Consider the following 14,856-nt stretch of genomic DNA (forward strand, 5'->3'; position numbering starts at 1 on the left):
ACGATGCATATTGTCATTACCGGTGCAGCAGGCTTTCTTGGCCAGCGCTTAGTGCAACAACTACTTGCCAGAGGAGAACTTCGCGGACAGCCGATTACGCAGCTAATGCTACTAGATCAGACCAAGGCGCCACTGCCTAACGTCGGAAATGTGGCTGCCACCTCAATGGCGCTGGATATTACCGCTCCCGGCGCGCTGGATAGCGTTTTAACGCAGCGCCCCGACGTTATCTATCACTTGGCCGCGGTGGTCAGCTCCGCCGCAGAAGCCGATTTAGAACTTGGCATGCGGGTTAATTTCGACGCAACACGAGCACTGCTGGAAGGCTGCCGAGCCCAGGCGCTAACCCACACTCGACTGATTATGGCCAGCTCTGTAGCGGCTTATGGTGGTGCGCTGCCGGACGAGCKGGATGATATGACGGCGCTTCACCCGCAGAACTCCTACGGTACACAAAAAGCCATGTGCGAGCTGTTAATCAATGATTACAGCCGCCGAGGGATTATCGATGGCCTAGTACTGCGACTGCCGACGATTGTGATTCGCCCTGGCCGGCCTAACGCCGCTGCCTCCAGCTTTGCCTCTAGTATCCTGCGAGAACCCTTAAACGGTGAAGAGGCCATTTGTCCAGTGCCTGTTGAGCTACCGATGTTTGTGATGTCGCCCGGCAAAGTGGTAGATGCACTCATCCATGGAGCCGAAGTGGCGAGCGAGGCGCTGGGGCCTTTTCGAGCCTTTATGCTGCCGGGTATTACCGTCACGGTCGCTGAAATGCTGGAAGCTCTCCGCGATGAGGCTGGTGAGAATGCACTTTCGTTGGTACACCACGATCCCGATCCCCGCATTGAATCCATTGTGTCGAGCTGGCCTGCGCGCTTTGACACAGCAAAAGCCAAACAGCTGGGTTTTGTGGGCGATGACAACTTTAAACAGATTATCGATGCCTTCGTTTCTGAAGCGTCATGAGTTCCCGTCCTGCCGTTCGCGGTAGGCAACTGCCTGGGCGACTCCCTTAGTCGGGGAAGTTGCTCCAATAATCACCCTCACAACAACACAAAGAGGGCACTACAATGACGAAGCAGCACGTTACACCCACACTTAAACGCCATATTCTGGTAGCAGCGATTAGCGGTATCGCTACAGCGGGTATTGCACTTCAAGCCCATGCCGCGACGGAAGTTAACCTGGGCCACACGCTCTCCTCTACGTCTCATTACTCGGTGGGCGCCGATGCGTTTAAAGAAACGCTGGAGCGCTTATCCGACGGTGAGTTCACGGTGACCGAGCACACCTCGGGGTCACTCGGCGGCGAACGGGAGATGATCGAAGGCTTGCAGATTGGCACCGTCGATGTGGTGATTACCTCGACCGGCCCACTGGGTAACTTTGTCCCTGAAAGTTATGTGCTCGACCTGCCTTTCCTGTTTGAAAACTACGACCAAGCGCGTTGCGTGCTCGACAGTGAGCTTGGCGATGAATTACTGGAAAAAATGGGAGAGCACGACTTGGTTGGCTTGGCGTGGTCTGAAAACGGCTTTCGCCACCTGACCAACAGTCAGCGTGAGATCGCCACACCAGCAGACGCTGAGGGCTTGCGTGTACGTACTATGGAGAACGCGGTGCATCAGGAGGCATTCCGCCAGATGGGCGCTCGCCCAACGCCGATGGCGTTCCCAGAACTGTTTACCGCACTTCAGCAGGGGACAGTCGATGGTCAGGAGAACCCGATCACCGTTATCGTCGCCACCAACTTCTGGGAAGTGCAGGACTACCTTTCTCTAACCGGGCACGTCTATTCTCCAGCCATTGTACTGGGTTCGCCCATCCTGCTGGACGGCTTAAGTGAGGAGGAGCGTGATTGGTTTATGCAAGCCGCAGCAGCTTCTGCCGAGGCGACCCGTGAAGAGGTTTCGCGTCTAGAGCGTGAAGGTGTGGCGCTATTGGAAGAGAACGGCATGACGGTTAAAACCGATATCGACGTTGCTCCCTTCCAGGAAGCGGTAAAGCCCGCCTACGAGATATTTACCTCTGAGTACGGCACCGAAATGCTGGAACGTGTTCAGGAACAAGCCAGCAGCTGCTAAGTAACGCTGTCGAGCGCTTCTTCCACCTCGGCCTCCGGTACTGCCGGAGGTCGCTTTGGCATGGTGAATTCTTATGCTAGCGGTATTTCTTCGTTTTGAGCACCAGTTAACCCGGCTTGCGATGCTGATCGCCGTGGCGATGTTGGCAATATCAGTGACGCTCAGTTTTTATCAGGTGCTCACCCGTTTTGTGTTTAATGCCCCCTCTACCTGGACAGAAGTTGCCTCCCGTGCAGCGATGATCTGGTGCGTATTTATGGCCGCCGCCGCCACTTTTAGGGGCGGCTATATGATGGCGGTGGAAGTCGTCTATAAAGTCGTGCCAGCGCGGTTTCTAACATTGCTCGAAATAGCGATTGTACTGTGTTGCCTGCTGGTTCTCGGCGTGCTGATCCACTACGGCATTCAAATGACCCTGCGGGTGAGTAATCAAACCATGTCCGGGATGAATATTTCGATGGCATGGGCGTATGCCGCAATCCCAATGGGGTCATGCTTTGCCATTGTGGCAGTGATGGCGCGCTTACTGTCGCAGCTCAGCGGAAGAGAAAAAGTGGGGCCGGAGAACAGCGAAATAGCGCCAGAAGCCCAAGATGGGCAGTTACCTGAAGGAGGAGCGAAGCCATGAATATGGTTATTGGCCTATCGCTGATTATTCTGTTTACCTTCGGCGTTCCAATCGCGATTTCAATTATTCTAGCGTCGATTATCGGCATCGAATTCTTTACCCGCCTGCCGCTGCTGTTGGTGCCGCAACAGATGTTTATTGGCATCGATAAATTTCCGCTGATGGCGATTCCGTTTTTTATCCTTGCCGGTAACTTGATGGCAGCAGGAGGGATATCTCAGCGTTTGGTGGACTTAGCAAAATCCATCGTTGGCCGTGTGCAGGGCGGGCTAGCTATGTCCTGCGTACTTACCTGCATGATGTTTGCGGCGGTGTCCGGTTCCAGCGTGGCGACTACCTTTGCGATTGGCGCCATTTTGATTCCGGCCATGGTGAAGCATGGTTATCCAAAACCGCTGGCAGCCTCTATACAGGCATCATCCGCTGAACTGGGCGTGCTTATTCCACCTTCAATTCCGCTGATTCTGTATGGCGTGAGTACCGATACCTCCATTGGCCAGCTTTTTCTCGCAGGCATTGGCCCTGGCATATTGATTGGCAGCGCGCTGATTATCTTCCTGTATCTATTTTGTAAGGTGCGGGGCTACGGCAAAGACGACTATAAAGACAGCACCGGCTTTATGGTCTCGGTAAAGCGAGCCTGGGTCGCTATGCTGATGCCTGTGGTCGTTATCGGCGGTATCTATGGTGGGATATTTACCCCCACCGAAGCCTCCGCCGTGGCGGTATTTTTTGCCCTAATCGTCGGTGGTTTCTACTACCGTGAGCTGAAGCTAGATGACATATGGCCGATTCTGCGCCAGAGCGTGATTTCGACTGCCGCCGTTATGTTGATTATTGCCGCCGCCTCACTATTTAGTTTTCTGCTCAGTCGCACGGGGCTACCAGCGCAAATCGCTACCTTGGTTACCAACACGATCAATGACCCCATTATGTTTCTGCTGGTGGTCAATGCACTGCTGCTGATCGTTGGTATGTTTATCGAAACCTCTGCGGCGATTTTGGTGCTGGCACCGATCCTGACGCCTATAGCCATTCAGTTTGGTATTCACCCCGTCCATTTTGGCCTGGTAATGGTCGTTAACCTGGCGCTTGGCATGATTMCCCCGCCGCTGGGCGTGAATCTGTTTGCTGCCTGTGCCGTCGCCAAAATATCGATTGATCAAATGCTGCCATGGTTGGTGCGCTTTGTACTGGTCGTACTCGCGTGTTTGATGGCGATTACCTATATGCCATGGATCTCCATGGGACTGGTGAATACCTTCTACGGTTAGGTACGGCGTTATTTTAAGTGAACTCAACAATGACAATAAAAGGAGCGTGAAATGTCGTATTCAATGGCCTTGCCACCGCAGCAAGCGCTGATCGGTGGAGAGTGGATAGCAACGGTCGCTACCCTACAGGTAGAGGCACCTGCCACGGGTGAACCCTTGGCGCGTATTGCGCGCAGCCAAGCTGAAGACGTAGATGCCGCAGTACAGGCAGCCCGGCAGGCATTTTCTGGTCAGCTTGGTGAATGGGCCAGTAGGTCTGCCCGGCAGCGCAGCGAATGGCTGCTGCGCTTTGCCGATGTGATTGAGGCGCACCATGAGCAACTGGCGCAGCTTGAGTGTGCGGATACCGGCAAGCCGATGACCCAGGCCAAGGGCGATATTACTGCCTGCGCCCGCTACTTCCGTTTTTATGGCGGTGCGGCGGATAAGCTGCACGGAGAAACCATTCCTTTTGAAAACGATTTTGCGGTGATGACACTGCGCGAGCCCTACGGCGTATGCGCGCAAATTATTCCCTGGAACTACCCATCGCAAATATTTGGCCGCTGCGTGGCGGCGGCATTAGCGGCGGGCAATACCATAGTACTAAAACCCGCTGAAGATGCCTGTTTGAGCGTACTGCGTTTAGCGGAATTAGCCGTGAGCCATGGCCTGCCTGACGGTGCGCTTAACGTGGTGCCTGGGCTTGGTTATGAAGCGGGCGCCGCGCTTGCCGCCCATCCTCAGATTGATCATCTCTCGTTTACCGGCTCGCCAGAAACGGGAACCCATGTTGCCCAAGCGGCTGCGCAGCACCATGTGCCGGTGACGTTAGAGCTGGGCGGTAAGTCCCCCCAGCTCGTGTTTGCCGATGCGGATTTATCGGCAGCGCTCCCGGCAGTGGTGCGTGGGATTATTCAAAACGCCGGGCAGACTTGCTCCGCGGGTAGCCGCCTGCTGGTGCAGCGTGAAATCGCCGCTAGCGTGGTCGCTAACCTCTGCGAGCGCTTCACCGCTCTGCGCTGTGATGCGGGCGAAGCGGATGCCGACTGCGGCCCGCTGATTAATGCGCGTCAAAAAGCCAAGTTGGAAGCGCGCTTGSCGGCCGCAGAAGCCGATGGTATACGCTTAGCAGCAAAAGGCCAGTTAGCGCCAAGCGCACCTACGGGTGGACACTTCGTGCTCCCTCAACTGCTAACCGATATACCCGAAGGGCACGAGGTTTTACGTGAAGAACTGTTTGGCCCGGTGCTAGTTGTGCAGGTGTTTGACGATGAAGCGGAAGCGCTGGAGCTCGCCAATGCTACCGATTTTGGTCTGTGTGCAGGCATTTGGACACAGGATGGCGGGCGTCAGCTACGCCTAGCCAAAGGTATTCGTAGCGGCCAGGTATTTATCAACAACTACGGTGCTGCCGGTGGTGTTGAACTACCTTTTGGCGGTGTTGGTCGCTCCGGCCATGGTCGTGAGAAGGGCTTTGAAGGTCTGCGTAGCTACACACGTATTAAAACTATCGCTATTAAACATTAACGGATGCTTCACATGTAAGGAGATAACAATGACAACATCACGCCAAGTAGGCATCGTCGGTGTGGGTTTGATGGGCCATGGGATTGCCAGCAGTCTGCTTCGCGCAGGCCATCAGATCAGCTTTCTTGAGCACCCAGGCAATCAGCCGGTGGATGACTTGTTAGCAGCCGGTGCCACCGTGCTAAGTTCGGGGCGAGAAGTCGCACAAAACGTGGAGGTAGTCATCTTGTGCGTCACTGGCTCGCCCCAGGTAGAAGCCGTGCTGTTTGAACCCAATGGCGTATTAGAAGGGTTAAAGCCTGGTTGTGTCGTGGTGGATTGCTCCACCGCCTTGCCCAGTTCAACCGAAAAAGTCGCTGCTAGAGTCACGGAGGCTGGCGGGCGCTTTATGGACGCGGCAATGACGCGCACGCCGAAAGAGGCAGCGGAGGGGCGGCTCAACTTGATTGTCGGCGCGCCGAAGGCGTTATTTGATGAAACGCTGCCGTTGTTACAGGGTTTTGCCGAAAATATTGCCCATGCGGGCGATGTGGGTGCGGGGCATACCCTTAAGCTCCTGCACAACTTTGTGTCGTTAGGTTTTTCGGCGGTCTTGGCCGAAGCCACGGCGACATCTCGCAAAGCAGGCATCAGCGATACCGCACTGTTAGAGGTGCTGGGGGCCGGTGGTGGCGGTGGGGTAGTGTTAGAACGCCTGCGTCCCTATATTGCTGAAAACGATCCTTCAGGTTTCAGGTTTACCGTCGCCAATGCCAGTAAAGATCTGGGTTACTATCACACCATGACTAATGAGTTAGGCGTGGAGCGCGGTGTGGCCGGCGCAGTACATGCGCTGTATACCTCTATTGATGACGCTACGCTGGCTGTGCCCGAAGTGATCGGTGTGTTGGAAAAGCGGCGTTAAAGAGGTTGAGAGTAAACTGCGTTGTGGTTCATTTGTTTTTTTGCGCTGCATAACCTACTTTGTGTAAGCAGTTAGTAAGCAATATTGTAATCTCGGTAATTTAGGGGCAGTAAAGCAACCTACCTGTGTTGGCAAATGTGGGTACCCGCTCAGAGGAGCTAACGGTGCTGATGCCTGACAGTGTCACTGCTAAAGAGTAGCACCATGACCGTACGACTATTTTACAAGGATGAGTAAATAGCATGTATCAGCACTATGCGAGACCAGGGCAGGACGCCGATGGTGAGGAGCCAGGCCATGCGGTGGCAATCCTCAGCGTTCAAGGAAGCTCTCCTGGGGTTCATATTGTCGACGTTAATACCGACTATCAGCGGTTATGGGGTGGCAGTCGTGAAGAGTGGCTGGGAGCGGCGCCCATTATCGTTCAGCAAGAGGCAGCCAACCGGCAAATTGTTGACCAACTGCACGACGCGCTGAATCCCTTGCTCAATGATGCGGAAAGTTTTTTCGAGGGCATTGGTGGGCTTGAAGTCAACCGCCGTCACGATGGATCGCGTCGATATGTTGAATGGCGAATTACGGCGATGGGTGTGCGCCACAATGACGCCATTACGCTAGTGTTAACCCAGCGCGATGTGACCGAGCAGATGGAAAAAGAGGCGCAGCTTGAACGGCTAGCAACCACCGATATGCTAACGGGGCTAGTTAACAGGTCACAGTTTGATGCGGTACTGAAAAGCGAGGTCAACCGCCAATGCCGCTACGCTCGACCACTCTCTTTGATCATGCTGGATATCGATTTCTTTAAAAACATTAACGATAGCTATGGCCACGATATCGGTGACCAAGTGCTGGTTGAGCTTGCCCATTTGCTTAAGCGCAATCTACGTAAAGCGGATTGTTGCGCACGCTGGGGCGGGGAAGAGTTTATGTTACTAGCCCCTGAAACCTCCCTTGAGCAGGCCGTGCGGCTCGCCGAAAAAGTTCGCGCCGCCATCAAACATACCGACTTCCCTATTCAAGGCGGTGTTACGGCCAGCTTTGGTGTTGTGGAGGTTTATTCGCAAGAAACGATTAAAAACGTCATGAAGCGAGTGGATAACGCCCTTTACCTCGCGAAAGAGGAAGGGCGTGATCAAGTGTCAACGGGGGGCTTATTACCCGCTGTTAAGCAAGCTTAATCTTGGTCGCGATCGATCGCGAACGGTGACCACGCCTGACGAACGGTCATAATTTCTAAACGATTGATGTTGATATGGTCGGGAAGCGTAGCCAAGTAGTAAAGTTGCTCGGCAATATCTTCCGCCTGGAGTGGCGTGGTGCCTCGGTAAAGCGCATCGGAAGCGGCCTGGTTGCCTTTGGTTCTAACCAGTGTGAACTCGGTTTCGGCCATGCCGGGGGCAAGATCGGTGACGCGCACACCGGTACCTAACAGGTCGCAGCGTAGGTTATAGCTGAACTGCTGCACAAAGGCTTTCGATGCGCCATAAACGTGCCCGCCTGGGTACGGCCACTGTCCCGCCACCGAGCCAAGATTAAGAATGCTGGCGCCTTTACCCGTTTTGAGTAGCAGTGGCAACGCCGCGTGAGTGACGTTGACCAAGCCCGTTATATTGGTATCAATCATCGTGTGCCAATCTTCCAGCGCCACCTTTTGCGCCGGTTCCGGTGCCAGGGCCAAGCCCGCATTGTTGATCAAACACGTCAGTGGCAGGAAGCTTTCCGGCAGGTGGCTAATGGCGTCAGTGACTGCATCACTATCGCGTACATCGAGGGCTAACGTTAGCACAGGCACTTGTTTGGAAAGCTCTTCCTCTAATGCTTTTAGGCGCTCTTCACGACGGCCCGTTAGAATTAACGACCAACCTGCTTTGGCAAAGCGCTGCGCTGCCGCTTTACCAAACCCCGAAGTAGCTCCCGTGATAAGTACGCTAGGCATTGCACTATCTCCATGTTAGTTAATGCTTAATAGGGCGACATTGCCCATGCTTGTTTCACTGTAAGCAACGTTGGCTCAAGCCATTAGGGCCAGTTAACAACAGCCGATGTGACATTGTCTGTCCCGTTGATGTGTTGCGACTGGCCCTACAGCCTCAAGGATCAAACTCACTAGGCTGGCAAGCACACTATTTCCTAATGGATTAAAACAGGGTGCCTGCTATGAATGCCACTATTGCTGCTTCTTATCCACCCACCCGTGATGTAGATAACCGCTATGTACACGGCTTGGATCGTCAGTATGTGTTCCATTCCTGGGCCCAGCAAGGCAGTTTAGACCCCATGGTCATTGCGGGTGCTGAAGGTTGCCGCGTTTGGGACTATGCGGGACATTCGTATTTGGATTTTAGTAGCCAGCTCGTTAATACCAACATCGGCCATCAGCATCCTAAAGTGGTGAGTGCGATTCAAGCCCAGGCCGCTAGCCTATGTACTATTGCCCCGGCGCATGCCAATTTAGCCCGCGGTGAGGCCGCCAAACGGATTATTGCCAAAGCACCTGCTGGTTTCAGTAAGGTGTTTTTCACTAATGCCGGGGCCGATGCCAATGAAAATGCCATTCGCATGGCGCGCCTTTATACCGGGCGCAGCAAAATACTCTCTGCCTACCGCTCCTATCATGGCAATACCGGTTCAGCGATTGCCGCGACCGGTGACTGGCGACGTGTGCCCAATGAGTATGCCAGCGGGCACGTACACTTCTTTAACCCTTACCTCTATCGCAGTGAGTTCTGGGCGCGGGACGAGGATGAAGAGTGTGAGCGGGCATTGACCCATTTGCGTCGGGTGATTGAGTGCGAAGGCGCCAACGCCGTCGCGGCCATTCTGCTCGAAACCATTCCCGGTACCGCAGGGGTGCTATTGCCTCCCAAGGCCTACCTACAGGGCGTTAGAAGGCTGGCCGATGAGTTTGGCATTGTGTTGATTCTCGATGAAGTGATGGCAGGTTTCGGGCGTACGGGGCGCTGGTTCGCCTTTGAACATTACGATATGGCGCCGGATTTGATTGTTTTTGCCAAAGGGGTCAACTCAGGCTACGTACCTGCCGGTGGGGTGATTATTTCAGCACCTATTTCAGACTACTTCGATGACCACTTTTTTGTCGGCGGCCTAACCTATTCCGGTCATCCGTTGGCAATGGCGGCGATAGTCGCGACCCTGGACGCCATGGAAGAAGAGGGCATCGTTGAAAATGCCGATAAGATCGGGAACGGCCTGTTAGCGGAAGGGTTACAGCAGCTTGCCGAGCGCCATGCGGTGATCGGCGATTGGCGTGGCTTGGGCGTATTTCACGCTTTGGAGCTGGTCAGCGACCCAGTACGCAAAACGCCTATGCCTGGAGCGGAAGTGCTAAAACTAAAACAACAGCTGATGGAGCAAGGCTTGCTGGTGTTTACCGTCGAAAACCGCATTCATGTTGTGCCGCCGTGCATTGTGTCAGCAGCGGAGATCGAAGAGGGCTTGGCAATTCTTGAACGTGTTTTTGAAAGCTACGCTTTATCTAGCTGATAATAATTGCTTAAGTACTTAAAGCGTTATCGTAAGCGAGGCCCAGGCGCTGTATGCCTGGGTCGATACGCTCCCTTTCGATGGCGCCAAACCCCAAACGGAAAAAGCGCCGTGGCGGGGCGGCATCGAAGAAGTGTTGAAAACCGGGTTCAATCAACACTCCACGTTGAGCGGCATGCCAGGCCAGCCGCTGGGTATCGATGCTGGCGTCTGCTTCCATCCAGAAGGCGCTTGAACGATTGCTGCTGTGGCTCTGGCAGCCAGGCAAGGCCTGTTCAATGGCGAGTCGCATGGCATCCCGGCGCTGGTCTATCTCTTCCACATGCAGTTTGAGATAGCGCTCGTAATAACCTTGAGAAATAAACTGCGCCAGTTGGTGCTGCAACGCCGCGGGCGGGTGGCGATACATCATGCGGCGTAGCGCCCGCAGCTCGTCAATTAACTCTGCATCTGCCACTACGTAACCCATGCGCAGCCCAGGCGAAAGCGCCTTGGATAAGCTGCCCATGTAGATAATCCGCGCGCTCTGCGCACTGGCTTTCAGCGCTGGCAGCGCAAACTGGTCGCCGTGAATCTCGGCGTCGTAGTCATCCTCAATCACGATTTGGTCGCGGTAGGGGAGTTGGGCCAATAGCGCCTCGCGTCGCTCGCGGCTCATGGTCACGCCCGTGGGAACTTGGTGGCTGGGCATCACATACAGATAGTCACACTGCTGAGACCCTTCCAGGCGCATGCCGTCTGCATCCACAGTTTGGAACTGCAGACTAGCGCCGCGCTGGGCAAATACGTTCATCGCCTCGCGATAACCCGGGGACTCCAGGGCCACGCTCGTCCCCCGATGGCAAAGCAGTTGCGCAATCAAATAGAGCGCATTTTGCGTTCCCATGGTGATCAGTATCTCTTCCGGTCGGGCAAAAATACCTCGACGAGGCAAAATACGCTTACGCAGTTGCTCAATGAGTAAAGGGTCATCCTGATCAATGCGGTCGCGCAGCCACGGTTTATCGCGCTGGGAGCTTAATAAACGCCGGGACACATCGCGCCATTGAGCGAGTGGGAAGAGGCGCGTATCTAACTGACCATAAATAAACGGATAGGCATACTCTGACCAATTGCCGGGTTTAAGAATGCCTTGGTAGTTAGTAGGGCGCTGGGAAATGCGTTTGTGCCAGTTTGGTGCAGCGGTTGAGGCGCTACTGCTCTCAGTGATCGCGGTTAAAGAGGCATTAAGCGCTGATTGAGGCTCATTATAATCAGGGTGTAAGTAATAACCGCTACGAGGGCGACTGATCAGGTAGCCGTCTTCGACCAGTTTTTCGTAAACAATCGCTACCGTATTGCGCGAAATACCCAGCTGTTGGGAAAGCTTGCGGCAGGAGGGGAGTGCGTCATCGGTGGGTAAGCTGCCCATGCGAATGGCTTCTAACAGCGTTTTACGCAGCTGTTCTTGCAGGCAGGGGGCAGCGTTAGGGTCGACCTCAAGACACAGCGTTGTCATCCAGCACTCCTATGATTTCTTGCCTTATCAATAGGCGGTATACCATTACTGCAGTGCATCTTTCATGCCAGTTTTCTGATTCGCAGCTGTCCTTTTAATTTACGCTAACTGGCTCTAATCCCAGCGATGATAAAAATCTAGGGTGAATCAGCTTCTGCAAATCGCCAAAACGTCGCCGCAGCGTTGGCAGTAGCATCGCTGACGGCAATAGGGCTGACGAAAATAGGCGAGTGATGTTTTGACCACTCTTTTTGAAAGCCAGGTTTTGAAAGCACAGGTTTTAAAAGCATAGGTTTTAAAAGCATAGGTTTTAAAAGCACAAGTTTTGAAAACTTAGGGAGTAACGGACGATGAAAAAAATAATGGCATTAGCCTCAGTGTTGAGCATGGGAGCACTGGCTATAAGCGTTCCACTGACCGTGAGCGCTGCGGATTTAGAGGAAATCGAGAGCCGTGGTTACATGACCGTGGCCACCGAAGATAATTACGCGCCGTTTAACTTTATGAGTGGCAGCGACCCGGATGGCTTTATCAAAGATATATTGATTGAACTGGAGGAGTACGCTGACTTCGAAATCCGCCAGGATATTCTGCCCTGGACAGGGCTGCTCGCGTCGGTTTCGTCGGGCCAGTACGACATGGCACTGACCGGCGCGTCGGTGACCGATGAGCGCCTGCGGGTGTTTAATTACGCGCCGCCGTTTGCCTCTGCCCAGCACTTTTACATTAAGCGGGCGGGCGATGACCGTATCAATAGCGTTGAAGATTTAAGCGGTATGACGCTAGGCGTTCAAGCAGGTAGCGCACTGCTATCGCGCCTGCCAGAGCTGGAAGTCATGCTGGAAGAGAGCGGTGGCGAACTGGGCGAGGTCATGCAGTATGAAGCCTATCCAGAAATCTACGCCGATCTCGCCAATGGCCGTGTTGATTACGTTATCAACTCCATTGTGCCGGTAAATGATCTGATCAGTGAGCGTCCTGACGTATTCGAAGCAGGCCAAGCCGTCTCCGGCCCAGGCTATGTGGCTTGGCCGATGCGTAAAGATAGTCCCGAACTGCTGGCCTATATCACTGACTTTATGAGCCACCTGCGTGATTCCGGCCGCTTGGCCGAGCTGCAGGAAAAATGGTTTGGCGAGTCCTTTGACGACCTACCGACAACGCCGATCACCTCAGTGGAAGAGTTCCACGAAATGGCCGGTATGTAAGCCATCACCTTCGCCAGCCGCCTGGGCATTAGCCGGGCGGCTGCTATCCAATCAAGCGAATCAGGGGGTGAGTGAGCATGGACAGTAGCGCATGGGGACTTCTCATTCAGGGTGCCTGGACAACGCTGTGGATATCCGGCATCTCCATTGCCATCGGTGTGGTAATGGGGCTTTTGATTGCATTGCTTAGGGTGGCAAAAATCCCCGTTTTGCATCAATTGCTAGGCGTCTACATTAGCCTGGCGCGGGCAACGCCGCTGGTGACGCTGGTGCTGTTTATCTTCTTAACCGCGCCGACCATGGGTGTTAACCTCAACCGCAATGTGGCCGGKATTATTGCGCTAACCCTCAATACCACTGCCTTTAACGCCGAAATTTGGCGCTCTGCGTTCAACAACTTCTCCAAAGAGCAGCGCGAAGCTGCGCTGGCGATTGGCATGACCCCATGGGTCTATTTCCGCCGCATCATGCTGCCACAAATTACCATTACCAGCCTGCCGGGCTTGGTCAACGAGATGTCGTTCCTAATCAAAGGCAGTCCCGCCATTGCCGTCATCGGCGTGGTCGACCTTACCCGTGTGACCAACCGTATTTCAGCGGTTACCTACGACCCACTGCCACCCATTTTAGCGGCTGCGGCGCTGTATATGCTGATTATCAGTCTGTTGGTGTGGTTTCAACGTGTGGCTGAGCGCAAAGCCAGCCGGCTGGCCGTCTAAGGTGGTCGTTTAGGGAGKCTCTATGAGCAACTGGGAAATTCTTTGGTCATCTTACGATGTGTTTTTTAGTGGTTTTTATAACACCTTAAAACTGTTTGGTTTATCCGCCGTGCTAGCTTTTTTAATGGGCAGCAGCATGGTGTTCTTGTTGGAAGGATCTCGCCCGCGTATGAAGATTCCGCTGCGGATCTTTATTGATGGCATGCGCATGTTGCCGTTTTTGATACTGGCGTATCTGCTCTATTACGGTTTACCCAGCGCAGGCATTCGTATGAGCGCCTGGACGGCCGGTATTATTGCCCTGGTGATTTACCACGGCGCTTACTTTGCAGAAATTCTACGTGGTTGCCGCGCTACTTTTGCCCAAGGTCAAGTAGAAGCAGCCATCGCCCAAGGGTTTTCTCAGACTAAAATGTTTATGCGCATTATCTTGCCGCAACTGATATTAAAAACCCGCGGCTTGCTGGGCAATCAACTGATTATCCTGCTCAAAGACACCGCCTTTCTGGTGATTATCACCGTGCGCGAACTCACCGCGGCGGCGAGCAGCCTGTCGAGTACCTACTTCATTCCCATGGAAGCTTTCATCGTGGTGATTGGCTTCTACTGGCTGATCAGTATTGGTTTAGAACTGTTTATCAAAATGATTGGCCGTTTTGGCGCCAAGCGAGGATTCGAAAATGCCTGAGACCGCCGCTGTTAGTATTCGTAACCTCTCCAAAAGCTTTGATGGCACTGAGGTACTGCGTGATGTATCGCTGGAAGTGCAGCCCGGTGAAGTGGTGAGTATTTTAGGCTCCTCGGGCTCGGGTAAATCTACCCTGCTACGCTGCATTAACTGGCTCGAGCAGCCCGACTGCGGCGATATTCGTATCGACGGTGACCGCATCGGCGTTAGCGATACCGGCAAATCGATGTCGCGCCGTGAGCTGGCGGGTATGCGCGCGCGCTTAGGCATGGTGTTTCAGGGCTTTAACCTCTGGCCCCACTTAAGCGTGCTGCGTAATGTCACCGAGGCGCCTATTCACGTTCAGGGCTTAAGTAATGCCGAGGCCGAAGAGCGGGCCATGGCGCTGCTCGAAAAAGTCGGTATGGCCGACAAACGCGAGCAGTACCCTTACACGCTTTCGGGCGGGCAGAAGCAACGGGTCGCGATTGCCCGGGCGCTCGCCATGCAGCCCAAGGTGATGCTGTTTGATGAGCCGACTTCAGCGTTAGACCCGGAGCTGGTCGGCGAAGTGCTAGGGGTCATCAAAGACCTCTCCAAAGAGGGCTACACCATGGTGCTGGTGACCCACGAGATGGAGTTTGCTCGGGCGGTCTCCGATCAAGTGGTGTTCCTCGATAAAGGCATCATTATTGAAAAATCCCACCCAAGCGAGTTCTTTGAGAACCCTAAAACTGACCGGGTACGGCGCTTTCTGGAACTCGAGGCGCCAGCGGTGTGAGTAAGTAAAGTATTGTTCCCAGTTGAGTCTACTTAGCTATCACTTAAATCAGCGCCTGGTTTCGATGCCTGTTTTAC

General features: G+C 54.0%; 14 protein-coding genes. 12 read left to right on the forward strand and 2 right to left on the reverse strand.

Features of this window, described 5'->3' with window-relative positions:
• Nucleotides 1–3: 3 nt before the first annotated feature.
• The 7 genes from denD (at nucleotide 4) to HALO_RS03095 (ending at nucleotide 7,580) form a co-directional block, all read left to right on the forward strand.
• A complete protein-coding gene (gene denD, locus HALO_RS03065) occupies nucleotides 4–966 on the forward strand; it encodes a D-erythronate dehydrogenase (protein ID WP_050713021.1) in 963 nt (320 codons plus the stop codon).
• Between the two features lie 104 nt (nucleotides 967–1,070).
• Nucleotides 1,071–2,084, forward strand: a complete 1,014-nt coding sequence (locus HALO_RS03070; RefSeq protein WP_035581119.1) for a TRAP transporter substrate-binding protein — start codon at nucleotides 1,071–1,073, stop codon at nucleotides 2,082–2,084.
• A gap of 73 nt (nucleotides 2,085–2,157) precedes the next feature.
• Complete coding sequence (locus tag HALO_RS03075; protein WP_035581116.1) at nucleotides 2,158–2,712, forward strand: TRAP transporter small permease; 555 nt, start codon at nucleotides 2,158–2,160, stop codon at nucleotides 2,710–2,712.
• On the forward strand, nucleotides 2,709–3,986 hold the full coding sequence (locus HALO_RS03080; protein ID WP_050713022.1) for a TRAP transporter large permease: 1,278 nt from the start codon (nucleotides 2,709–2,711) through the stop codon (nucleotides 3,984–3,986). The genes HALO_RS03075 and HALO_RS03080 overlap by 4 nt, the downstream gene beginning before the upstream one ends.
• A gap of 51 nt (nucleotides 3,987–4,037) precedes the next feature.
• Entirely contained in the window at nucleotides 4,038–5,495 is a 1,458-nt protein-coding gene (locus HALO_RS03085; RefSeq protein ID WP_172821652.1) for an aldehyde dehydrogenase family protein, read from the forward strand.
• 28 nt (nucleotides 5,496–5,523) lie between these two features.
• The gene (locus HALO_RS03090; protein WP_035581110.1) at nucleotides 5,524–6,399 is read left to right on the forward strand and encodes an NAD(P)-dependent oxidoreductase; all 876 of its coding nucleotides are present in this window, start codon (nucleotides 5,524–5,526) and stop codon (nucleotides 6,397–6,399) included.
• A 242-nt stretch (nucleotides 6,400–6,641) separates the two neighbouring features.
• The gene (locus tag HALO_RS03095) at nucleotides 6,642–7,580 is read left to right on the forward strand and encodes a GGDEF domain-containing protein (RefSeq protein ID WP_035581107.1); all 939 of its coding nucleotides are present in this window, start codon (nucleotides 6,642–6,644) and stop codon (nucleotides 7,578–7,580) included.
• On the opposite strand, the gene HALO_RS03100 is transcribed toward HALO_RS03095, so the two are convergent.
• Complete coding sequence (locus HALO_RS03100; protein ID WP_035581104.1) at nucleotides 7,577–8,338, reverse strand: SDR family NAD(P)-dependent oxidoreductase; 762 nt, start codon at nucleotides 8,336–8,338, stop codon at nucleotides 7,577–7,579. The two genes, HALO_RS03095 and HALO_RS03100, sit on opposite strands and share 4 nt — an antisense overlap.
• Before the next feature lie 221 nt (nucleotides 8,339–8,559).
• Between HALO_RS03100 and HALO_RS03105 the strand changes: the two genes are divergently transcribed.
• Nucleotides 8,560–9,906: an aspartate aminotransferase family protein gene (locus HALO_RS03105; protein WP_231896801.1), complete on the forward strand. Its 1,347-nt coding sequence runs from the start codon at nucleotides 8,560–8,562 to the stop codon at nucleotides 9,904–9,906.
• A 10-nt stretch (nucleotides 9,907–9,916) separates the two neighbouring features.
• On the opposite strand, the gene pdxR is transcribed toward HALO_RS03105, so the two are convergent.
• Nucleotides 9,917–11,404, reverse strand: a complete 1,488-nt coding sequence (gene pdxR / locus HALO_RS03110; RefSeq protein WP_035581099.1) for a MocR-like pyridoxine biosynthesis transcription factor PdxR — start codon at nucleotides 11,402–11,404, stop codon at nucleotides 9,917–9,919.
• A 350-nt stretch (nucleotides 11,405–11,754) separates the two neighbouring features.
• On the opposite strand from pdxR, the gene HALO_RS03115 reads away from it, so the two are divergent.
• From HALO_RS03115 to HALO_RS03130, 4 genes are all read left to right on the forward strand, one after another.
• On the forward strand, nucleotides 11,755–12,612 hold the full coding sequence (locus HALO_RS03115) for a transporter substrate-binding domain-containing protein (RefSeq protein WP_035581096.1): 858 nt from the start codon (nucleotides 11,755–11,757) through the stop codon (nucleotides 12,610–12,612).
• A 77-nt stretch (nucleotides 12,613–12,689) separates the two neighbouring features.
• Nucleotides 12,690–13,331 (forward strand): amino acid ABC transporter permease, encoded by a 642-nt coding sequence (locus HALO_RS03120; protein ID WP_022521643.1) that lies wholly within the window; start codon nucleotides 12,690–12,692, stop codon nucleotides 13,329–13,331.
• Between the two features lie 22 nt (nucleotides 13,332–13,353).
• Nucleotides 13,354–14,019 carry an amino acid ABC transporter permease gene (locus HALO_RS03125; protein ID WP_035581093.1) on the forward strand — a complete coding sequence of 222 codons (666 nt, stop codon included), beginning with the start codon at nucleotides 13,354–13,356 and terminating at the stop codon, nucleotides 14,017–14,019.
• Nucleotides 14,012–14,779, forward strand: coding sequence for an amino acid ABC transporter ATP-binding protein (locus HALO_RS03130; RefSeq protein ID WP_035581090.1), 768 nt, complete (start codon nucleotides 14,012–14,014; stop codon nucleotides 14,777–14,779). Before HALO_RS03125 ends, HALO_RS03130 begins: the two co-directional genes overlap by 8 nt.
• The last annotated feature ends 77 nt before the right edge of the window (nucleotides 14,780–14,856 follow it).

Origin of the sequence: Halomonas sp. R57-5 (assembly GCF_900070345.1) — a bacterium.
Classification (GTDB): domain Bacteria; phylum Pseudomonadota; class Gammaproteobacteria; order Pseudomonadales; family Halomonadaceae; genus Vreelandella; species Vreelandella ventosae_B.